General features: G+C 56.2%; 15 protein-coding genes and 1 tRNA gene. 5 read left to right on the plus strand and 11 right to left on the minus strand.

Annotation, left to right across the window (positions count from 1 at the left end; translation table 11 throughout):
- The first annotated feature begins 128 nt into the window (after window positions 1-128).
- On the plus strand, window positions 129-2,240 hold the full coding sequence (locus tag ACOVRA_RS08405) for an ATP-binding protein (RefSeq protein WP_421719895.1): 2,112 nt from the start codon (window positions 129-131) through the stop codon (window positions 2,238-2,240).
- Between the two features lie 106 nt (window positions 2,241-2,346).
- Here ACOVRA_RS08405 and ACOVRA_RS08410 read toward each other — a convergent pair whose 3' ends face one another.
- From ACOVRA_RS08410 to ACOVRA_RS08430, 5 genes are all read right to left on the minus strand, one after another.
- Entirely contained in the window at window positions 2,347-3,465 is a 1,119-nt protein-coding gene (locus ACOVRA_RS08410) for a hypothetical protein (RefSeq protein WP_421719896.1), read from the minus strand.
- A gap of 147 nt (window positions 3,466-3,612) precedes the next feature.
- Window positions 3,613-4,752 carry a hypothetical protein gene (locus ACOVRA_RS08415; RefSeq protein WP_421719897.1) on the minus strand — a complete coding sequence of 380 codons (1,140 nt, stop codon included), beginning with the start codon at window positions 4,750-4,752 and terminating at the stop codon, window positions 3,613-3,615.
- A 104-nt stretch (window positions 4,753-4,856) separates the two neighbouring features.
- Complete coding sequence (radC, locus tag ACOVRA_RS08420; protein WP_290801702.1) at window positions 4,857-5,549, minus strand: RadC family protein; 693 nt, start codon at window positions 5,547-5,549, stop codon at window positions 4,857-4,859.
- A 6-nt stretch (window positions 5,550-5,555) separates the two neighbouring features.
- Complete coding sequence (gene map, locus ACOVRA_RS08425; RefSeq protein WP_421719915.1) at window positions 5,556-6,389, minus strand: type I methionyl aminopeptidase; 834 nt, start codon at window positions 6,387-6,389, stop codon at window positions 5,556-5,558.
- 42 nt (window positions 6,390-6,431) lie between these two features.
- Window positions 6,432-7,661: a dicarboxylate/amino acid:cation symporter gene (locus tag ACOVRA_RS08430; protein ID WP_421719898.1), complete on the minus strand. Its 1,230-nt coding sequence runs from the start codon at window positions 7,659-7,661 to the stop codon at window positions 6,432-6,434.
- A gap of 204 nt (window positions 7,662-7,865) precedes the next feature.
- Between ACOVRA_RS08430 and ACOVRA_RS08435 the strand changes: the two genes are divergently transcribed.
- A tRNA-Leu gene (locus tag ACOVRA_RS08435) sits at window positions 7,866-7,950 on the plus strand.
- An 81-nt stretch (window positions 7,951-8,031) separates the two neighbouring features.
- Here the strand turns inward: ACOVRA_RS08435 and ACOVRA_RS08440 are convergent.
- Window positions 8,032-10,200 (minus strand): S8 family serine peptidase, encoded by a 2,169-nt coding sequence (locus ACOVRA_RS08440; protein ID WP_421719899.1) that lies wholly within the window; start codon window positions 10,198-10,200, stop codon window positions 8,032-8,034.
- 398 nt (window positions 10,201-10,598) lie between these two features.
- Between ACOVRA_RS08440 and ACOVRA_RS08445 the strand changes: the two genes are divergently transcribed.
- Both ACOVRA_RS08445 and ACOVRA_RS08450 read left to right on the plus strand, forming a co-directional pair.
- A complete protein-coding gene (locus tag ACOVRA_RS08445; RefSeq protein WP_421719900.1) occupies window positions 10,599-12,629 on the plus strand; it encodes a prolyl oligopeptidase family serine peptidase in 2,031 nt (676 codons plus the stop codon).
- Window positions 12,630-12,693: 64 nt separating this feature from the next.
- Window positions 12,694-13,866 carry an aspartyl/asparaginyl beta-hydroxylase domain-containing protein gene (locus tag ACOVRA_RS08450; RefSeq protein ID WP_421719901.1) on the plus strand — a complete coding sequence of 391 codons (1,173 nt, stop codon included), beginning with the start codon at window positions 12,694-12,696 and terminating at the stop codon, window positions 13,864-13,866.
- A 77-nt stretch (window positions 13,867-13,943) separates the two neighbouring features.
- Here the strand turns inward: ACOVRA_RS08450 and ACOVRA_RS08455 are convergent, their stop codons facing one another.
- The 4 genes from ACOVRA_RS08455 to ACOVRA_RS08470 all read right to left on the minus strand — a co-directional run bounded on the left by ACOVRA_RS08455 (window position 13,944) and on the right by ACOVRA_RS08470 (window position 17,821).
- On the minus strand, window positions 13,944-14,903 hold the full coding sequence (locus ACOVRA_RS08455) for a hypothetical protein (protein ID WP_421719902.1): 960 nt from the start codon (window positions 14,901-14,903) through the stop codon (window positions 13,944-13,946).
- Window positions 14,904-15,027: 124 nt separating this feature from the next.
- Window positions 15,028-16,251: a CsgG/HfaB family protein gene (locus ACOVRA_RS08460; RefSeq protein WP_421719903.1), complete on the minus strand. Its 1,224-nt coding sequence runs from the start codon at window positions 16,249-16,251 to the stop codon at window positions 15,028-15,030.
- A 27-nt stretch (window positions 16,252-16,278) separates the two neighbouring features.
- On the minus strand, window positions 16,279-16,728 hold the full coding sequence (locus ACOVRA_RS08465; protein ID WP_421719904.1) for a hypothetical protein: 450 nt from the start codon (window positions 16,726-16,728) through the stop codon (window positions 16,279-16,281).
- Window positions 16,729-16,855: 127 nt separating this feature from the next.
- Window positions 16,856-17,821, minus strand: coding sequence for a complex I NDUFA9 subunit family protein (locus ACOVRA_RS08470; RefSeq protein WP_421719905.1), 966 nt, complete (start codon window positions 17,819-17,821; stop codon window positions 16,856-16,858).
- 208 nt (window positions 17,822-18,029) lie between these two features.
- Here ACOVRA_RS08470 and typA point away from each other — a divergent pair, with 208 nt between their 5' ends.
- On the plus strand, window positions 18,030-19,895 hold the full coding sequence (gene typA / locus ACOVRA_RS08475) for a translational GTPase TypA (protein WP_290801411.1): 1,866 nt from the start codon (window positions 18,030-18,032) through the stop codon (window positions 19,893-19,895).
- Window positions 19,896-19,948: 53 nt separating this feature from the next.
- Here typA and ACOVRA_RS08480 read toward each other — a convergent pair whose 3' ends face one another.
- Window positions 19,949-21,163, minus strand: a complete 1,215-nt coding sequence (locus ACOVRA_RS08480; RefSeq protein ID WP_421719906.1) for a CoA transferase — start codon at window positions 21,161-21,163, stop codon at window positions 19,949-19,951.
- Between the last annotated feature and the right edge of the window lie 25 nt (window positions 21,164-21,188).

Raw genomic sequence — 21,188 nt, forward strand, 5'->3', positions numbered from 1 at the left:
ATCATTGTCCTCAAAATTGGATCATATTTTGGAAAGAATCCCTGAGATATCGAATAATTGATCGACATACTAAGACTCCTTTAAAGGGTTTATGAGAAGCCTATCCTGTGCGTATTTGAGGATAGACCATGGCTGCACCTACCCCCCACAATGAAGCCCAGCGTCTTGCTGAACTGGTGGATTTTGCGGTTCTTGATACGCTCCCCGATCCGTCCTTAGATGCGATTGTTGCCTTAGCCTCAAGTATCATGGATGTTCCGATCGCACTGGTTTCTCTCGTGGATGCAGAGCGGCAATGGTTCAAGGCACGTGTCGGCCTGGATGCGTGCGAGACGGATCGCGAGAGCGCCTTTTGTGCGCATGCGATTTTGGACGATGAGCCACTGATCATCCCCAATGCGCTCGAGGATGCACGCTTTGCCAATAATCCGCTGGTTCTAGGCGCCCCAAACATCCGTGCTTATTTTGGCTTTCCTTTGATTGTCGGACCAGATCTGCGTCTGGGGACGTTGTGCGCGATCGACCAAAAGGTCCGCGGCATCACGGATCAGCAAATTGAGCAAATGAAATCGTTGGCAAAGATTGTTGTCAGCCAGCTCGAGATCACCCGCTCGACCCGCGACGCGCTTGCTTTGGCTGAAGCCAATGAAGCGCTGAACCGCGAAGCAGACCATGCACGCGTTATTCTCGAAACCATGTCTGAGGGCGTGTTGATCAAAAATCGCATCGGCAAGATTGTCGAAGCCAATGCTAGCGCCTGTCAGATTCTGGGGCTGTCACGGGATGTTATGTTGGGCATGATGCCAAACGATCCGCGCTGGCAGCGATTGCGAGAGAACGGGACACCTTACTTGCCCCACGAAATCCCAGCGATTGAGGTTTTGCGCAGCGGCATTCCAGTCAGCAATGAAGTGGTGGGTGTTCCAGACGCTGACGGTGGCACGAAATGGCTGCACCTTTCGGCGAGTCCCTTGTTCGAACCTTTTGAAGAAACCCCCTCTTTCGTGGTATCGACTTTCTCTGACATCACCCATTTGAAGTCTCAGCAAGAGCATTTGCGAGATTTGTCGGTCAAAGCTAACGCTGCCAATGCTGCGAAGACCCAATTCCTAGCCAATATGAGCCACGAGTTGCGCACGCCTTTGAACGGGGTTGTCGGCGTAGCTTCTGCTTTGGCCAATACACCATTGGACGATCGCCAAAAGCGCATGGTCGAATTGATCCGATCTTCTGGCAAGGATCTGGAGCGCCAATTGTCGGATATTCTAGATCTGACTAAGGTCGAAGCCGGTGAGCTTCAATTGGAAGCGGTTCCAATTGATGTCTCTCTGATCATTCACGAAGTCATTGCCTTGATGTCAGGAGCCTGCGCGCAGAAGAAGCTTGAGCTGGCATTCGACAACAAGCTGCCCGCACAGCAACTCTTCTTGGGCGATCCAGTTCGCCTCCGCCAAGTCATCACCAATCTTGTGTCGAACGCGGTGAAGTTCACCGCTCTGGGCCGTGTTAAAGTAACCGCAAGCCCTCGCGCAATGGGCCCCGGATTGGTGATCGACGTCGAAGACACAGGCATTGGCTTTGACGAAGCCCAGAGCCAGAAGTTGTTTGAGCGTTTCTCACAGGCCGACAATTCGATCACCCGTCGCTTTGGCGGTACCGGTCTGGGTCTTGCAATCACAAAATCCTTGACGGAACTGATGGGCGGAACCATCCGTGCGCAATCAACGCCCGAAGTTGGCTCCGTCTTCACGCTTGACTTGCCGTTGGCCCTCGACAGAGCCGTATTGCCATCCTGTGTCAGTGAGGATCCGGCGGAGATTTGTCGCGACATTCCCAAGGATTTGCGCGTCCTGCTGGTTGAGGATCAATTGCTGAACCAGCAGGTGTTTGGGTTTATGATGGAACCTTTTGGGGCCGAGTTCTTCACGGCGACAAATGGCGCAGAGGGCGTCGAAGCTTTTGAGACGGCAACCTTCGACGTCATCTTTATGGATATGCAGATGCCGATCAAAGACGGGCTTGCTGCAACCCGTGAAATCCGCGCCCTTGAAGCAAAGACGGGCGCAAAGCCTACGCCAATCATCATGCTGACCGCCAATGCGGGTGAAAATCATCGCCGCGATGCCTTGGCAGCTGGCGCAGACTTGCACGTCGCAAAACCTGTGACTCAAGTGGCGATCGGGGATGCATTACGCACGGCCTTGGCGACTTATGGAAAGGCACTTCGCGCCCAAGCGTGATGGCGGCAAAAGCGTTTGCCCTCGGCTGCATGCCAAGGCTGCATGCAAGGCTGCATAAGCGAGCTAGTTCGCGTTTCTTTGGCGAAATTCAGCTGGCCCTAGTGGCCTACCAGGTTACCATGGTTGCGCGCTTGGGGGCCAAGCCATTTTCAAACTCGCGCAGGATGTCGAGATATTCCTGAACCTCAACATTCTTTTCCTTGTCCTTATTGAACCGATAGGCCCAGAAGGACGAGATGTGCGAGATGATTCCCATTGAATGTCCAAGTTCAATGAATAGCACCGGCGCGTCGAGCAAGAATCGACGAAATGCCGCCGTATTGCCCTTATCAACCAAGTCACGGAATGCGTCATCATAGAGTGACAACACCTGTTGGCAGCTCTTTGCACTATCGCGAATACGGCCTCGGATCGATTTTTTCAGATCATCAATCTCTTCGCGAATATTCTTATCCATCCGGCCTTTGATCTTGACTGAGTCCATTTCCGTGCTGATCCTAGTCAGCTTGTGGAAGGTCTCAGAGAACTGCCATTTATAATAGATAAAGCCCTTCCAGCTGAAAATACCTTGCGTGAATTTCTCGCCTTCGAGGCCAAGTGTCATGCGCAAGGGATCCAGTCGCGAGTCCGCGTTCGTCGACAAAAGCGCATCGGCCAACTTCTTCACGAGTTCAGGCGGAATGGCACCATCCTTACTGCCAAACGCCATCGCGATCAGTGGGGCCATTTCGTTGGAGGTAAAGGTTTGCATCCGCGCATTATCGGCTGGCGAAATGGCGAAATAGCAATCGGCTGGATGGTGGTGATAGCGGCGCAATTGTTCGCGCACGAGAAATGGGTCGAGCGACGGCAATTCGTTGAGCATCTCAAGGATTTCAAAATCCTTTTGCAACTCAGGCTCGGTCGCGCCCAACACATCGCACAGCGTGGCGCGCCACCCCATTTGGTTGACTAGGATCGAGCGCCCACCCGCTTTCAAGTCGGAGCGATCCAAGGGAAACATGATCTTTGTGGCAACCGCTGTCCCATCGCTCAACAGATAGGTCTCATCGCTGCGCAACCGGTGCTTGATGATGATCGCGCGATTCAAGACCGCATCGAAAAAGAAGGGCGAGCTTACCCGCGCCATATCATCAGCGAACTCGACGGTGACCAGATGCAGGTTTAACACCCGGCTGGTTGAGGCAGTGGTAGTTAGTGCTGCTAAGCTTCTTACGCCACTCATGGACACTCACCCCAAAATTCCAACTGGCGCACACGGAAACGCATTTGTTCGGCGTTCTACTGGTAGGTCAAGGCCAATTGAGATTTCGTAAACCTTGGTTACATTTGTGCAGGTGGACTGCCGAAAAAATAGGATAAATTGCACAAATTATCGAACTTCGCGAGGGGAAAGGCCAAGGTCGAAGTCTTTCAAGAGGTCGAGAAATTCCTCAACATTGGTGACTTCGGTTTGGCTTGGGCGGAATTGATAGCGCCAATAGGATACAATGTGCGAGATCATGCCCATGGCATGGCCTAATTCAATGAAGAGGCCGGGCGCTTCCAGCAAGAACCTGCGGAACTCTGCCGCATTGCCCTTTTTGGTTAGGCCGGCGAGCCCGTCGTCGTATAAGGACAAGATGTCGCCCGCACGCTCAATGGCTTCTTGGATACGTGTCTTGATAGAGCCGCGAACCGTACCCACCAGATAGCCGACTGTGGGGTCAACACGGCCGCGTATCTTCATCGATTGCATCTGGGCGACCACTTTGTAGAGCTCTGGCCGGGTCTCTTGGAATTGCCATTTATAGTACAAAAAGCCCTTCCAACTAAATATACCCCGTTGAAATTGTTCGCCTTCTAGACCCAGCGTCATCTGTAAGGGTGCCAAGCGGTGGTCGGCATTGGTTGCGAGAATAGCGTTCGACATGCGCTTGACCAATTCGCCGCCCGCCTCTGCGCCAGACTGAAAAGCGAGGGTCACCAGTTCGCGGATTTCATTATAAGCGAATTTCTCAAGCCGGGCCGTGTCGCTGGGCGTGATCGCGAAATAATCGTCGGACGGCGTGAAATTATGGCGCTTAAGCTGTTCGCGCACCAAGAACGGATCCAGCGACGGCAATTCATTTAAAAGTTCTAGGACTGTCAGATCGGCGTCCAACAAAACCTGATCCTTGCCGAGGAAGTCGCACATCGCGTTCAAATAGCCAATTTGATTGACAAAGACCGAGCGCCCACCCACCCGTAAATCAAGATTGTCGAGCGGGAAAATAATCTTGGTCGCCACGGGAACATTTTCGTGGAAATACTCGATTTCATCGGGTCTGGGCCTGTGCTTGGTGATAATCGCACAATTCAGCAGCCGATCTTGAAAAAATGGCGTGTGAAGCCTTTCCGTAGCTCGCAACGCTGACTGGTCGATCGCGTTGAGATTCAGGACACGACTGGTCGAGCAGGTCTTCGCCAATGCAGCCAGACTGCGAACACCTGTTGAGTTGGCGTTATTCATTTTACGCGAATGCATAGTCATAGAGAAAACTTCCCTATGAGTAATTTTAGATACGCAAAATTACCCAGTCACATTATTGATTATTTGACGGATACTAACGCGTATAGAATACAGCTATACTAGTACTATATTAGGCCAAAAGCCTTAAGGCTTCGTGTATCTTGGGATCCAACAATGATGTGATCGATGACCGTTACTTTTAAGGGGCTAAGTGCATTGATGATTTCGCGTGTCATCGCAATATCTGCGCTGGAAGGCGTTGGGTCGCCAGACGGATGGTTGTGGGCCAGAATTACCGAGCTGGCCGATAATTCCAGTGCCCGGCGCGCGATCTCGCGCGGGTAGACTGGCGCGTGGTCGACCGTGCCTTCCCCCATCTTTTCATCCACTATGAGGCGTAGCTTTTTGTCGAGGAATAAAACGCGAAACTCCTCGCGCTTGGCCCCGCCTAGATTGAGCTTGAGATAGGACAATACACTCGACCAAGACCCTAAAACGGGCTTGTTCATAATCTCACTCTGGCTGCCGCGCACTTGGATCGCATGAATGGATTTTAGGTGGATGGCCGCGACTTGGCCAACGCCATCAACGCGTAACAGATCGTGGAGCGGCGCTTGCAGCACCTCATTGATGCCGCCAAACTGTGTGATCAAATTGCGCGCCAAGACTTTGGTGTCTTGCCGCTTGATAACCCCAAACAGCCACAGCTCTAAGAGTTCATGGTCAGCAAGTCCGTCTGCGCCTGCGCGCAAGAAGCGCTCACGCAGGCGCTCGCGATGGCCATCTAGATGGGCATTCGACTTGTTGGTTATTCCCATGGGCCCTCAAACTGGATCAGACAGCGTGTGGGGTGTGTCCAAGCCAAGAGGGGAGAGGGTGAAAATCTCGCATCCGTCCTCAGTCACACCAATCGAGTGTTCAAACTGCGCGGATAAGGAACGGTCGCGCGTAACAGCGGTCCAGCCATCAGGCAGGATCGAAACCGAATGTTTGCCTAAATTCACCATCGGCTCAATGGTGAAAAACATGCCGGCGCGCAATTCTGGGCCTTGGCCCGGCTTGCCGAAATGGACAATGTTTGGATTGTCGTGGAACACGCGGCCAAGGCCGTGGCCGCAGAAATCACGCACGACCGAGCAGCGCTGTGCTTCGACAAAGCTTTGGATCGCATGACCGATGTCGCCTAGGGTCGCGCCGGGTTTTACCGCTGCAATGCCGCGCTGCAGGCTTTCCCATGTTACATCCATCAGCCGGCGCGCTTTGCGGGATACATCGCCAATGCCGTACATGCGCGAGTGGTCGCCATGCCAACCGTCGACAATCACCGTGACGTCGATATTGGCGATGTCGCCACTGCGGAATTGGCGTGGGCCGGGAATGCCATGGCAGACGACGTGGTTCAGCGAGATACAGGTCGTGTGATTATAGCCGCGATAGCCCATACAAGCCGGGATCCAGCCATGATCGAGGACGTAGTCGCGCGCCAAGGTGTCAATACGCTCAGCCGTGACGCCTTCTTTGACTTCGCCCACCAACATGTCCAGCACCTCGGCGGCAGCGCGGCCTGCGGCGCGCATGCCGGCAAAAGCCTCTGGCCCATGCAATTTGATGGCATGGTCGTTACGGCTGTCGGGTGCGGTGTCTGCGTCGATATACATCCCTGTCATATAGCCCTCAAATTGGCTTTTGGGCAGGGGGTCTTATGAGGATTGCTCTGCTGCATCGTCATCTTGCCGCGCGACGGTCGCGGTGACGGCCATATCCATCGTCACATTGCCCAAAGTCCGGAAAATGTCGGGGAAAGTTTCCACCGCAATTAACAAGGCCAGTGGCTCTACAGGTGCGCCCAAGGCCAAGCAGATCGGCGCGATGGAGCTGATAAAGCTGATGGAGCCTGGTAGGCTGACCGCGCCCAATGTCGTTGTGGCGCCTGCCGCAATACCCAAGGCGATCTGGGCAGGGCCCAATTCCACGCCAAACCAATTGGCGATATAAAGCGCGACGCCTAAATTCATCGCCGGGCCAGTGGCACGGAAGATCGCCACCGCAATCGGCAAGATCACATCGGCCTTCGCCGCTGGCACGCCCAAAGCCTGTACGCCTTTCAGCATCGCTGGGAGCGACGCGAGCGAGGATTGGGTGGAGATGGCCACCGCTTGGGCTGGAATGGCGGCCTTGAAGAATTCGCCTAAACCGCGCTTGGCGCCAAAGACCGCCAAGGCAAAGGACGCCAGCCACACGATCACGCCCAAGGCCGAGAGGACCACGACATAATGGGCCAGCGCGCCAAAGGCTTCTGCGCCTGCCTTGGCCCCAACCACAAAAGCCAAAGCAAACACGCCGATGGGGGCAAGTGCCAACACCCAGCCAATCACCAAAATCATGGCTTCGGCCACGGCTTCAAAAAAGCCGGTCACTGGCGCGCGCTTTTCCAGCGGCAAGCGCGTCAAGGCAAAGCCAAAAGCGGCGGTGAAAATGATCAAAGGCAGAATGGCGTCATTGGCAGCCGCTGCAATCGGGTTGGTCGGGATCATCGCGCGCAGGAAATCGCCCAACGGCGGCACGGGGCCGGGCTTTTCAGTAATGCTCAGTGCCTCCCGCAAAGCCTCTGCCGATCCATCGGGCATGGGGAAGACGCTGAGGATCAGCGGGATCATGATGGCCGCCATGATGCTGGAGCACCACAGGATCACCATCATGGTGCCAACGCCGCGCGCAGCCAACCTGCCAGCGCGTGCCGCCAAGGCCGTTTGCGCAATCCCGGTGATCAAAAGCGCGACCACCAAGGGCACCACCGTCATGCGCAAACCATTCAGCCAGACCGAGCCAATCGTGTCCGCCGTCGCATTGATCGCTTCACTGGCACCCAGCCAAATTCCAGCCAAAAGTCCTAAAATAAGTGCGGCAAGAATGATGAGCGCTTTCGACATGCGGGGGAACTTTCAACCAAATCGGCCAATCAACTGACCCAGAGCCCCCAATCTGGCTGAGCTTTGTTGGCACTGCAAGCCGAGCGCCCGCCAAAACTCGGTCAATGCTCTGCAAGGCATCTAAAGTGTGCGTGCAGAAAGCCGATGGATTACATCATGACACTCTTGCTCAAAAAGCGCGTATGACGCACAAAGCGCCTAGATGGGGACGTGGCGAAATAGGTAGACGCACCGGACTTAAAATCCGTTGGAGCAATCCGTGCCGGTTCAAGTCCGGCCGTCCCTACCAATCCTTTAAGCCTAAAAACACCAAACCCCGCGACTGGACGTGCCAATCGCGGGGTCTGTGGTTTGGGAACCGTGGCGCTGTTTAGAAGCTCGTCTGATAGCGGACCATCATGGCCTGATCTTCCTTGCCCGCGATGCCATCGGCATCCTGACGCGCCATGATGGCGAAGGCGAGGGCTGAATCTTGGCTCAAAGTCCGGGTATAGACCGCCTCAAACCTTTGCTCGGGCGTTTTCGACGCAAGGCTGATGCCGCGACGGGTCATGATGGGCGCGCCGGTTTCAGAATCCGCCCCTGTCGCCAACAACAAATTCATCATGCCGCTACGGCTGGTCAGCGGCGTGCCGATGGCGAGGTCGAGTTGGTCGCCTTTTGCCAAGAGGTCGCGTTGGGCGAAGTTGATCGCATAGGCGGTGGCTTGCGTCGCGCTGATCGAGCTGACCAAGCTCTCGCCCGCACCCAGCTGTGAAGCGGTTTGCGAATGCGTCATCCGGGCGCTGAGCGAGGCTTTGTCAGACAAAGCCCATGCCACATCGGTTTGGACCGCGAACGTACGGGCAGGGCCTGATAGGCCGAACAGCTCGCTATCCACGTCACCCAAGCGACCTTGGGTTTCCTGAATGGCCACGACGCTGGCACCAAGGCTCAGGCGGTCAAACTGACGGCTGAGGGCGGCTTCCACGCTGGTGGCTTGGCTGGTGGCGTTGGGCGTCCAGTTCAGACCGCGACGCTTATAGTGTTCGCCTTGCAAGCGCGCGCCAAAGGTGAGGCTGACACCATTGTCCAAGGTCTGTTGGCTCGCCACGCTGGCGGTGACGCCTTCAAACAGCGCTGTGTGATCGGCAAAGCTGAGGAGGCGGCCGCTGGGGGCGGTGCCTGCCGTCAGGCTCGCGCCTAGGATGGGGGAAACCTGCCCAATGGCAACCGCCCAAGACTGGCCTTGGTTGCCAACAAAATGGAGGCCGCCGCTGGTATCGCCGCCTGCTGTTTGAGCCGGGGCTGCCATCAGAGACAAGGTGCCGCTGGGGGTAGCCACGCTGGCCAAAGTCGCTTGCATGCGGTTCGTCAGCGTGGTGGCAAGGATCGAGACCGAGTCTGGCCGTAAATCTTGCGCTTTGGTCGCAAAATCATAGGCAAAGTCGCGACCAAAGGCGTCAAACACCACGCCTTCAAATGCGCCACCTTCACCGGCGAGCGACTTGGCACCAATGGCGACAGCGCCGCTGGTCGAAGGCGCTAGGGCCAGAGGGGTCGTGCCAGCCGAGCTTACCGTCGTGACGGTGCCTACAGGCATAAGTGCTCGTTCGAGATTGAGGAGGCCACGGCCATAAATCGGGTCGATGCCTTTTGCGCCCAAGTCTGTCGCGGTCACGAACAGGACTTCAGCGACCTTTGGCGCGGTCAAATAGGGCCACGCGCTTTTCACGACGGCCGCAGCGCCCGCCACCACGGGCGAGGCCATTGATGTGCCGCTCATGTACGCATAGGCGTTGGGTGCAGATGGAAAGGCACCGATCAGATTGACGCCAGGAGCCACCAAATAGAAGTTGCGGGCATCGCCTGCCCGGTTGGAGAAGCTGGCGATCACATTATTGGCGTCAACCGCGCCAACGGCGATAATCTGACCCTTGGCCCAAGCTTCAGAGGCGTGACGCGCAGGGAAAGAGGGATTGGCGAGGCCTTCATTACCTGCTGCAATCACCATCAAAAGGCCCGCCGCCTGCGCGCCTTGCAAAGCGGTGCGGATGGTTGGGCTCATGGTCGACCCGCCCAAGCTTAGGTTCATGACGAAAGCGCGTTGGCTGGTGGCGTAATTAATGCCGCGCGCGACATAGAAGTCCGAGGTGGAGGAGCCTTGGAAAACCTGCACGGGCAAGATGCGGGCGTTGGACGCAACCCCCACCATGCCGACGCCATTGGCGCGGGCCGCGGCAAGCGAGGCCACATGCGTGCCATGGCCATTAGTGTCATTAACGGCAGCTGTGCCCGTCAAATTGGTGAAAGCATTATAGCCGCCCGTGATCGCACCGGCAAAATCGATATGATCGCGGCGAATGCCTGAATCGATGATGGCGATGGTGACGTTGGTCCCCCGGGCTGCCCAAGGGCGTGGCTTAAAGGCGCCGACGCGCGATGCAGCAGATGACCAAGCGAGTTCTTGGCCCGTTGGAAGCTTTGCGGTTTGGGCCAATGCTGCGCCACATGGAATGAAGGCTGCAACAGCGGTCATGGAAAGTAGAATAGATTTCATCGGCGGTCCCCGAACGTGAATAGGTTGGGGGGACTGATAATTCCGAAGATTTAAAGCGGAATTTTGAAACAAAGCATAGAATTTCTACCCTTCTGGCCCGGTTTTTTAGTCAAAGATTGATCAAATTTGTTTGAAGCTTTCGAAGCACATGATCCTAAGCCAAGAATCCAGGCGCGGATTTGAAGTAAATTTCTCGTAAGCATAAGGGCTTTTGGCGTAGGATTTCGTCGATATGGGCTCACATGGCGCTTGTTTTGGCCAGCGTGACAAAAAGGGTATGTAAAAATTCTTTTCACGAAATGGGCAGCGACCTAGCTTTCAGGCGTGATCTGCTTAGAAAAGATCGCAAAGGTTTTTGGCTGGGGGAAGCACACGTGGGGAAATTAGGAAACTGGGGCTTGTTGGGCCTGGTGGCTGTTGGTTTGGCTTGGGCGGGGCAATCTGAAGCGCAAGCAGCCCCCGCCAAAGGGCCACTTACACCAGAATTGATGTGGCAATTGCAGCGCGTCGGCGCACCCTCTCTATCGCCCGATGGCAAATTCTCGGTGGTGACCGTCACCCGCTTTGACGCCGATAGCGACCGCAGCTTTACAGCTCTGTGGGTGATTTCCACGGAAACCGGCAGCGGCCGTCAGCTCACCAGTGGCGAAGGCAATGACCTCTCGCCCGTTTGGAGCCCTGATGGAAAGTGGATCGCCTTTGTCTCAAAGCGCGGGTCAGATAGTGCCAACCAGCTTTATGTGATTGCCCCTGATGGCGGCGAGGCCCGCCGCCTGACAGGGGTGCCAACCGGGGTTTCGGCACCCAAATGGTTCCCAGACAGCCAGAAGATCGCCTTCATCAGCTCAGTCTGGACCGATCTTGCGAGTTGGGAGGATCAAGGCAAGCGCCTGAAAGAGCGCGCTTCCACCACCATGCAAGCTCGGGTTTGGGACAAGGCTCCCATCAGCTATTGGGATCATTTTCTCGATGAGCGTCAGCCCCACCTCTATACCATATCCATCAATGCAGGCGACCCAGTTGCGCTTACCCGCCCGGCGGGTGTGGCGATTGAATTCCGCACACCGGGTTCTGAAGATTATGACATCGCCCCGGACGGTCAGGAAATCGCCTTCGTTAGCGAAAGCGACACCAATGGGACCCGCCCAAATTCAGATGTTATGGCGCTTTCCTTGTCCACAGGCGCGCTTCGCAATCTGACCACCGCCAATCTGGCAGGCGATAACGAGCCCCATTACAGCCCTGACGGGCGCTATTTGAGTTGGAGTGCCAATGTCATCGTTGCGGCAGCTGATCGCCAACGGGTGATGCTGTTGGATCGCCAAGCGAGCGAGACAGCGCCGCGTGATTTGTCGGCCAATTGGGATTGGTCTGCGGCAGAAGTCACATGGGCACCCGATTCCAAATCGCTTTGGGTTATTGCCGAAGATCGGCCAACCCGTCGTCTGTTCAAGATGGACTTAACTGGGGCAACGCCACGTCGGATCACCAAGGACGGCGATTTCGCCGGAGTTGCTGCTGCTGGGCGTAGCTTGGTTGGCTTACAAGCCAGCTTCTCCAGCCCAGCCACTTTGGTCCGAATTGACGGCGCAACGGGGCAGACGGCCCAGCTCTCCCGTTTCAATGACGGCCTGATTGCCAGAGTTGAAATGGGCAAAGTAGAATCGGTCAGTTATCGCAGTGGCAATGGTGCCGATATTCAGATGTGGGTGGTTAAGCCACCCCGCTTTGATGCGTCGAAGAAATATCCGGTGATGTTCCTTTTGCATGGTGGACCCCATGTTGGGATTACCGATCAATGGTCCTACCGCTGGAATGCGCAAGTGTTTGCGGGTTGGGGCTATGTGACGACTTGGCATAACTTCCACGGCTCATCCGGCTTTGGCGACGCGTTCACCGATGCGATCCAGCCTGATTGGGTGACATTGCCCTTTCAAGACACCTTGGCAGCAGCTGATTATCTGAAGGCTCAAAAATGGGTGGATGCAGAGCGTATGGTTGCCGCTGGCGGCAGCTATGGCGGCTATCTGGCCACGGTGCTCTTGGGTCGGCCCCATCCGTTCAAGGCTTTGGTGGCGCATGCCCCCGTCTATAATCAATACACCCAGATTGGGGCCGATTATGGGGCCAATCAAAACCGCTATTATGAAGCTTGGGAAGAACCTGCAAAGTTCCAAGCTATCAGCCCAAATATGATGGCGGCCAATTTCAAAACCCCCACCTTGGTCATTCATGGGCAGTTGGACCTGCGCGTACCTGTCAATCACGGGATCGAGTTGTTCAATACTCTGCAAAAGAAAGGCGTACCGTCGCGCTTGATCTATTATGCCAATGAGAACCATTGGGTGCTTCGGCCTCAGAATTCGCTATTCTGGTATCAGGAAGTCAAGAAGTGGCTGGAGACTTACGCCCCCGCTGGCGGAAAATAAGGCTGAAAAGCCAACCCGCACCTAACTTGCGAGAGACGATTGGATGACGACTTTTGGGGCAGCGATGAGTCAGGCAGCCATTGACGCGGCCGGGCAGGCAGGAATGCAGGCTTTAAGGGCCGGCGATCCAGCCACTGCGATTGGTAAGTTTCAGTCGATCGTTGCGGCTGGGGCCGCAGATAGTGCCGTCTGGCTTGCCCTCTCGATGGCCTATCAAGCGGCAGGCGACCGACAGAGCGAAGTCGCAGCAGTCACCCAAGTGCTGGAATATGACCCAGACAATATTCGCGCGAACTTGATCAAGGCGGATGCGCTTGTCGCCTTGGGTCGCAGGCGGGCTGCCATGGGCTTTTACGCCCATCTAGAGGTCTTGGTGCCAGATCTTGTGGGCCTGCCGCCCCAGATTGCCGCTGAACTCAACCGAGCGCGCGAGGCCCACGCCAAGCTGAAACAGGGCCTCAGCGATTATCTGTTGGCGGAGGTGGAAAAGGCGGGCTTCCATCCGGCGCGATCCAGCCGCCGCTTTGGCGATAGTCTCGATATTCTGACAGGTCGCAAGCAGCGCTATGTTCCGACCCCGCGGGCTTATTTCTTCCCCGAATTGCCCGCGATTGAGTTTTATGACCGCGCCCGCTTTCCTTGGCTGGACACCGTTGAAGCGGCAACGGATGATATGTGTTCAGAGCTGCTGCCCATCCTCGAAGAGGGCACACATTTTGGGCCTTACATCGAAGTTGAAGCTGAAAAATCATCCCATGTCGTAGCCAGTTCCGGCAAGGAACAAGTCTCGGCGGTTGACGATTGGACAGCGGCTTATTTGATCCGCGATGGCAAACGCCAAACGCCACTTGCAGAGAGATGCCCCAAAACATTGGCAGCATTGGATGGGGTGCCGCTGGAGACGATTGAGGGGCGCGCGCCCTTTGTCTTGTTTTCGAAACTCACCCCCGGCGCGTGGATTGCCCCCCATACGGGCTTTTTGAATTCACGCTTGGTGTGCCATTTGCCGCTGCTGGTTCCCGACGGTTGTTGGTTCCGGGTTGGCAATCAAGTCCGCCTGTGGGAACGCGGCAAAGTTTGGGTGTTTGATGATACGATCGAGCATGAAGCCCGCAATCAAGGTACGGGGACACGCGTCGTCCTGATTTTCAATATCTGGCATCCGGACTTGACGGAGGAAGAGCGTCATTTGGTCGCTGCCTTAATGACGGCTGTTGAGACGTTTGAGGCCGGCTAAGAAAAAGGCCAATCCGCCGCGTGACAGATTGGCCTCAAAGTCTTGCTTACGAGGCTGAACTTCAGCCTGCGATAGTTTTAGTTGCCGCCAGAAACGGTGAAGCTGTTGCCAATGGCAGCTGTGGTCAGAGCGACGTCGCCAGCCACATTCGCCAAGGTCAAGTTAGCCGTAGCGACGTTGATCGCGCCGTTGTTTTGGAAGTTGTTCACGTTCAAGGTCGATGCTGGCAAAGCGTTCAGCGAGAACGTGTTGCCGATTGCAGCCGTTGTGAGGCTGACTTTGCCGCCGACGTTCTGGATCAGAGCGTTGGTGGTTGCGCTTGGGTCAATGTTGCAGACCTGGGTGTTGTTCAAGCTGATGGAAGCCGCAGTGGTCGCCTTGACGGTGCCGCTGTTGCAGATTGCAGCCGAGGTGCCAGTGACATCACCGCTGACATTGTTCACGGTGGTGTTCAATTGGCTGCTCACATCACCCCAATAGGCTTGGTAGGTGTTGATGGTGCCAACTGGGCCTGAGACTTCTGCAGAGAAGGTGTTGCCAATCGCAGCAGATGTCTGCTCGACCTTACCGGTTACGCCACCGATGTTGCTGTTCAAACGCGATTGCGTCGTGCCCCAAGCGCGTTGGGTGTTGGTGATGCCGGTTGCATCAGCTGCGGTGTTGGCAACTTTGACGGTCGCGGAGTTTGCAATCGCAGCCGAAGTTGCGGTCACGTCTTTGAAGTTATTCACCGAACCATTCACCGCATTGAGGTTCAGGGTAGAGGAAACTTGGGCGTTGTTGGTCTGGGTGTTAGAGATCGTTGCTACACGGCCAACATCGATCGATGCCGTGTTGCCAATCGCTGCCGCAGTTGCTTCAACCTTACCACCAGCAATGTTTGCCGTCCGGGTGATGCCGGCATTGGTTTCAGCAATGGCGCGTGCCACGTTGTTTTGGCTGGTGTTGATCACGGTACGCTGCGCCATGGCCGACGAAACAACCGAAGCGCTGAGTGCGATAGCAGTTGCTGTGATGAAGAGTGATTTTCTATTCACTGGATACTTCCCTCTTGAATGCCGATGGAACTTTTTGTTCCATGCTGGCTGGTTACATACAGGCGCGGTGAAGTGGCTTTGAGTTTACGCCCTTGCCCCACCGAGCATGAGTTCAACAATGCCGCTAATTCCCCTCGCGACGCAGACGTTCCTGCATCGTCTCATTGTTGGACCGGTCCCCGGGCGCGAAGGGTTGATCTAATTGACCTGCCCGAAGGCCCCGCAAAGGAGCGTTCAGTTGGGTCTGCCCGAAGTTTGTTTGACCGTCAGCCAATTCTGGCGACTGTGGTCGTGTCTGTGATGGACTTGCCTCTGGTTGGCTCTGACCCAGTCGTGACTGCTGTAGCCAGGGGGCCAAGGGCACCGAAGATGGTGCGACGGCGGCAGGTTCCATTCTGGAAGTCTGAGTAGGGGCGAGGGCTGGTGCCCCGCGGGCTGTGGCGCGCGGCGCTGTAGCGCGCGGTGCCACGGCAGTCGCCTGAACCGGGCCAGCTTCAATTTGGCGGGCAAGATTAAGGCAATTGCTGGCGTCTGAGCCATAGAGTCCAGCCGTAAATTCGAAAACCGAGCGATCAATGATGCTGCGAATAGCCATTTGAATGGGCTCATTCTTGCGGCCGCCGATCCCGATATCGATCGTATCAGAGCCAGATGCCAAGACGGCGCCTAGCTCACGCTGTTGGCCGCGGACCTGCTTACGGTACGACTTGACGGCGATCACTTCGGTGGTCCGTGCGTCGATCAAACGCAAATCCATGCCAACATCGACAACATAATCGCCATTGGTGGCGAACGCCGACCCGCCATTGCGGCCAGACTTGCTGATCGAGGCATCTTGGCCGCGGGATTGGAGATTGTGATTATACTCGCTGATGCCACCGACAATATAAAGATCGACGCCTTGGATCTGACCTTCTTGGGGGGTCCGGATCACCGTGGCTGAATCGCGCAACAGACGGTTGTTGGCAAAGTCGAGATCAACTTGGGTCACACCCGTATCAAAGCGCTCAATCACCCGCATACCGGCGTTTGACACCGCTGTAATCGCCATCAAGGTTGCGCCTTGGGTCAAACGGCGGCCGAGATAGAGGTCATCGGCACCCGTCATGTCAGTAATATGCCCAACCGCGATGCGCGGTGCGGGGTAATCCTGACTGCCGGCTACATCAGAAACGCACTTCAGAGCGGCTGAATAATCGGTCATCGTCTGAGCCACTGCGCTGCCCTTCAACGTGGCTACAGGGGCCACGCGTACGTCAGCAGCCGGGACGCTGGCGCATCCGGCCATAAGGGTGCTCAAGGCCGTGCAAATCAGGAGAATGCGGGGCGCTCGTGTGTTGGGTGTCATGGGTTTCACCTGGGCTAGCGCGCGATTTTATCGCGGCGTGTTGGTGGTCGCGGATACGCGGCCATTATTGATCTGGGTGATCGAGATGGTGGAGTTGCGCACGTTGCTGATCGTTACATTGTTGCCGACAGCCGTCGTGTTGGTCAGGGTAGAGCCAGGCAGACGGCCCGAGCGCGTCGAGGACGACAATTGTCCACCCACACCTGAATTAGGGTCTGCCAAGCGTGCGGGTCCGGCGGAACGCGAGCCGCCAAGATCCACAGGGCGGCCGTTCACAACCAGACGAACGCCGTTTTGATCGCGGCTTGGGAAACGATAAGGGCTGGCCTCGACATCTGGCGTGACGCCGTAGGTCCGCCGCATTTGGTCGGCGCCGGGTTGCTGCGCGGCGGCTAAACCCGGCACGAAGCATAGTGACGCTGCACACATCCAAAGGGCTTTCTTGCTGAAAACCCGAGGCTCTGGAGTACGTACCATTCTGGAACATCCTACTCTATTAACGTAATGGTAATAGAGTAGTTAGCAATCGATATGCCAGTTGTTTTTCTTTATTAAATTCAGCTATTTAGCGATATTACGCATGAGTTATGCTTGATTGCTGTACCTAACTGGCTTTGCGTTTTACCTGAAACTGACCGTATGGCTTAAATCGGTACAGATAAGTGGGCACAATTGACTCCACGCTCTCCAAAATGGTTACCCTGAGATCGGCCAAAGTCTTGGCACCAGCGCTCACCACATTGTCGGTTTTCAGCATCACGACCTGATCGTCGGTCAGCGGAGGGCCAGCAAAAGGATAGAGTTTGAACACCGCATTCAGTACTGCGCCCAAGGGCTGCGCGATAAAGAAGGGCAAAGGTGCCAAGAAACGCGGCCGCTCAATTTCCTTCAAGATATATTCGAGGATTTCCTTGAAGCTATAGGTGCGTGGTCCACCCAGCTCATATGTGCCACCGCCGCTGTCGAGTGCATTGACCGCCGCTTCGGCGACATTCCCTACATAGACCGGCTGAAACTTCGTGTTGCCGCCACCGATCAAGGGCAGGGCAGGGGACATCCGGGCCATGGCCGCAAATTGGTTGAAGAAATTATCCTCAGGTCCGAAAATGATGGAGGGGCGCAGGATGGCGGCACTTGGGATTAGTCCCAAGACGGCCTGTTCTGCTTCACCCTTGGTGCGGCCATAATTAGAAGCTGATGCGGGGTCAGCACCGAGCGCCGACATCTGAACAAAGCGGGTGATGCCAGCCTTAGCTGATTCGGCTGCAACCACGCGCGCACCTTCCAATTGGGTAGACTGAAAGGATTGTTTGCCGCTTTCATACAGAATGCCAACCAGATTGATCACGCCGGTTGCCCCTTCAAGGGCGCGGGCAACACTTTCGGGGTTGCGGACATTGGCTTGAACCAGCTGGATCTGCCCAACATCGCCCATAACCCGCAAATCTTGGCCTAAATGGGGGCGTCGCATCGCCACACGTACGCGTTTGCCTGCTTTTGCCAGCGCGCGCACCACATAGCGCCCGACAAAGCCTGAGCCACCAAACACGACGATCACATCATTGGACATGGTTTTCCCCTACAATTCGAGTTCGGCATAGTCTGATAGGGCCTTGTTTGTCGAGCGTTTGGGACACCCAATCAGCTTTGCGCAGCGGTCGATTTGCCGCACCCCCCACCTTGCTGCTATAGGCCCGGCACACTAAGGCCTCCGCCACCTGATTTCGATCGTGGGTAGATGGGGCCTCCACTGCAGATTTCCTCCCGGAGCATGACCCGTGACCACCCTTTCTGACGCGCCAGTTTCATCGGCTGCGCTACGCAATATTGCGATCATCGCCCACGTTGATCATGGCAAGACCACTCTAACCGATCAATTGTTGGCTCAAGGCGGTGCTTACCGCGAAAATGAAGCGCGCGCCGAACGCGCCATGGATTCCAACCCGCAAGAAAAAGAGCGCGGCATCACGATTTTGGCCAAGTGCACCAGCATCGTCTACGGCCAAGGCGCTGACGAAGTCCGCATCAATATCGTCGACACCCCAGGTCACGCCGACTTTGGTGGCGAAGTCGAACGCGTTCTCTCGATGGTTGATGGCTGTTTGCTGCTGGTCGATGCGACCGAAGGCCCGATGCCACAAACCAAATTCGTGTTGACCAAGGCTTTGGCACTCGGCCTGCGCCCCATCGTGGTCCTGAACAAGGTAGACCGGCCGACTGCGCGTCCAGATGAAGTGCTCGACGAAGTGTTTGAGCTGTTCATGGCGCTCAATGCCACCAATGAGCAATTGGACTTCCCATCGGTTTATGCCTCTGGCCGCGATGGCTGGGCCTCGCTGATGCTGGATGGCTCGCGGGAAAATCTGAACCCCTTGTTTGAGACCATTATCGAGCATGTGCCCGCCCCTGACGCAGCGCTACGTCGCGATGAGCCTTTCAAAATGCTGGTGACCATGCTGGATTCCGACCCCTTCTTGGGCCGGATCCTGACGGGCCGCGTTGAAAGTGGGCGCTTGACGGCTGGTACGGTTGTAAAGGGCCTCAGCATTGACGGCAAAACCATCGAACGGTCGCGCATTTCTAAAGTGTTGGCGTTCCGCGGTTTGCGCCGTCAGCCGATTGAAGAAGCAGAAGCAGGCGATATCGTCTCCATCGCCGGTCTGTCCACCACCACCGTTGCCGACACCATCGGCGACATGGACGTAACCGAAGCCATTCACGCAACCCCCATCGATCCGCCAACCCTGTCGGTCACCGTCATGGTGAATTCGAGCCCGCTGGCTGGTCGCGATGGCGACAAAGTGCAAAGCCGCGTGATCCGCGACCGTTTGTTGAAGCAAGCTGAAACCGACGTGGCGATCAAAGTCACCGAGACCGCCGACAAAGACGCTTATGAACTGCAAGGCCGCGGCGAATTGCAAATCGGCGTGCTCTTGGAAGGTATGCGCCGCGAAGGCTTTGAGATGTCGATCTCGCGCCCCCGCGTTCTGACCAAGCTCGATGAAGATACCGGCCAGAAGATGGAGCCACTGGAAGAAGTCGTCATCGACGTGGATGACGAATATGCCGGCGTCGTGGTTGAGAAGATGTCTATCCGTAAGGGCGAGTTGCAAGACATGCGTCCATCCGGCGGCGGCAAAACCCGCGTTACCTTCTTGGCTCCTGCTCGCGGTCTGATCGGCTATCACTCTGAATTCCTGACCGACACGCGCGGCTCTGGCATTATGAACCGCATCTTCCACAGCTGGACGCCTTGGAAGGGCAACATCAACGGCCGCCACAATGGCGCTTTGATCGCCAATGACAGCGGCAAGTCAGTTGTCTATGCGCTCTGGTATCTCGAAGAGCGCGGCGTTTTGTTCATCGACGGTGGCGAAGACGTCTATCAGGGCATGATCATTGGTGAGAACGCCAAGCCAGAAGACATGGACGTCAATCCGCTGAAGGAAAAGAAGCTGTCGAACGTCCGTTCGTCGGGCAAGGATGAAGCCATGCGCCTCACCCCGCCACGCCGCATGACGCTGGAACAAGCAATTGCTTGGATCGACGACGATGAATTGGTGGAAATCACGCCAAAGTCGATCCGCATCCGCAAAATGGAACTCAATCCAGCTTTCCGCAAGCGCAAGCCTAAAGCAGACTAATCAGATCAAAATCCCGAAATAGGGGGCTTGAAGCAGACGCTTCAAGCCCCTTTTTATTTGGGGCTGGCGACAATCCTGCCATCGTGCAGCGAAGCAATCTCGGTATTGGAAAAGCCGATCTCGGTCAGGATTTCCAACGTATGCTCGCCTAAGATCGGCGCAGGGGCGGGGGCAAGGCGGTCCACACCCATGAAATGGATCGGGCTACCGGGCATTAGATAGCTGCCGATGCCGGGCTGGTGCAGCATCGCAAACATCGGATTGTCGAGACTACAATCAGCGTCTTCTTCCACGGCCTGCTTAAACGTCCGATACTGGCTCCACGTCACGTCAGAGCCCGCAAGGCTTGTGCCGACTTCCGACAAGGTGCGGGCTTCGAAATAGGGCTTGAGTAGGGCGGTGATGGCATGACGATGGATGAAGCGTTCGCCTTCTTGATCCAGATCGGCATCGAGACGTTGGGCCAAGTCCGCCACAGCGGCCTCTGCGCCCGTAGCGGCTTTCAGATTGCGCCATTGTCGGTCGGTGAGGGCAACGACCATCACACGCTGACCATCTTGGCAGACAAAGTCCTGCGCATAGGCGCCAAACAGCGAATTACCCATTTTCGGCCGGTCGCTGCCATTGATGCTGGCTTCGGCGATGATCCCAAGATTGCCCAGCATGGCCAGAGCTGTGTCCTTCAAAGCCAATTCGATCAATTGGCCCTTGCCAGTTTTTCGGCGGTGGCGATCGGCGGCAATGATGGCCATGGCGGCCTGTTGCCCGGTGATACAGTCCCACGCGGGCAAAGCATGGCCGACAGGCTCGCTAGAGCCTTCAGGCCCTGTTGCCATCGGGAAGCCTACGGCAGGATTGACCGTATAATCCACCTGCGGCCCGCCGAAGCGATCACCCAGCACCGCCATCATGATTAAGTCCTCACGATGTTGCTTGAGGCCCTCATAGGACATCCAGCCGCGCAAACGCAGATTGGTCAGAAAAATGCCGGCATCTTCGCCGGGCCGACAGATCAGCCGGGTGAGGATTTCGCGGCCCTCTGGCGTCGTCATGTCGACGGCAAGGCTCCGCTTGCCCTTATTCAGGCCCGCCCAGAACAGGCTCTTCCCGGATTTGGTGATGGGCCAACGCTCGGCATCAAGGCCACCTTGCAAGCGGTCAAAGCGGATCACATCGGCACCCATTTGCGCCAAAGTCATGCCAGCCAAAGGGGCGGCCACAAAGGCTGACCCCTCGACCACGCGCATACCGTCCAATATTCTGTTCATCCTGTTTCCCCCGCCGACTATCATG

The sequence above is a fragment of the Aquidulcibacter sp. genome (genome assembly GCF_049239865.1).
In the GTDB taxonomy this organism is placed as follows: Bacteria; Pseudomonadota; Alphaproteobacteria; order Caulobacterales; family Aquidulcibacteraceae; genus Aquidulcibacter.

Bases quoted from the DNA above. Each gene is read 5' to 3' on its own strand.
- ACOVRA_RS08405 (WP_421719895.1), top strand. From the start codon at position 129: ATGGCTGCACCTACCCCCCACAATGAAGCCCAGCGTCTTGCTGAACTG.
- ACOVRA_RS08450 (WP_421719901.1), top strand. From the start codon at position 12,694: ATGAGTCAGGCAGCCATTGACGCGGCCGGGCAGGCAGGAATGCAGGCT.
- ACOVRA_RS08410 (WP_421719896.1), bottom strand. From the start codon at position 3,465: ATGAGTGGCGTAAGAAGCTTAGCAGCACTAACTACCACTGCCTCAACC.
- ACOVRA_RS08460 (WP_421719903.1), bottom strand. From the start codon at position 16,251: ATGACACCCAACACACGAGCGCCCCGCATTCTCCTGATTTGCACGGCC.
- ACOVRA_RS08440 (WP_421719899.1), bottom strand. From the start codon at position 10,200: ATGAAATCTATTCTACTTTCCATGACCGCTGTTGCAGCCTTCATTCCA.
- radC (WP_290801702.1), bottom strand. From the start codon at position 5,549: ATGGGAATAACCAACAAGTCGAATGCCCATCTAGATGGCCATCGCGAG.
- ACOVRA_RS08415 (WP_421719897.1), bottom strand. From the start codon at position 4,752: ATGACTATGCATTCGCGTAAAATGAATAACGCCAACTCAACAGGTGTT.
- ACOVRA_RS08465 (WP_421719904.1), bottom strand. From the start codon at position 16,728: ATGGTACGTACTCCAGAGCCTCGGGTTTTCAGCAAGAAAGCCCTTTGG.
- ACOVRA_RS08430 (WP_421719898.1), bottom strand. From the start codon at position 7,661: ATGTCGAAAGCGCTCATCATTCTTGCCGCACTTATTTTAGGACTTTTG.
- map (WP_421719915.1), bottom strand. From the start codon at position 6,389: ATGTATATCGACGCAGACACCGCACCCGACAGCCGTAACGACCATGCC.
- ACOVRA_RS08480 (WP_421719906.1), bottom strand. From the start codon at position 21,163: ATGAACAGAATATTGGACGGTATGCGCGTGGTCGAGGGGTCAGCCTTT.
- ACOVRA_RS08470 (WP_421719905.1), bottom strand. From the start codon at position 17,821: ATGTCCAATGATGTGATCGTCGTGTTTGGTGGCTCAGGCTTTGTCGGG.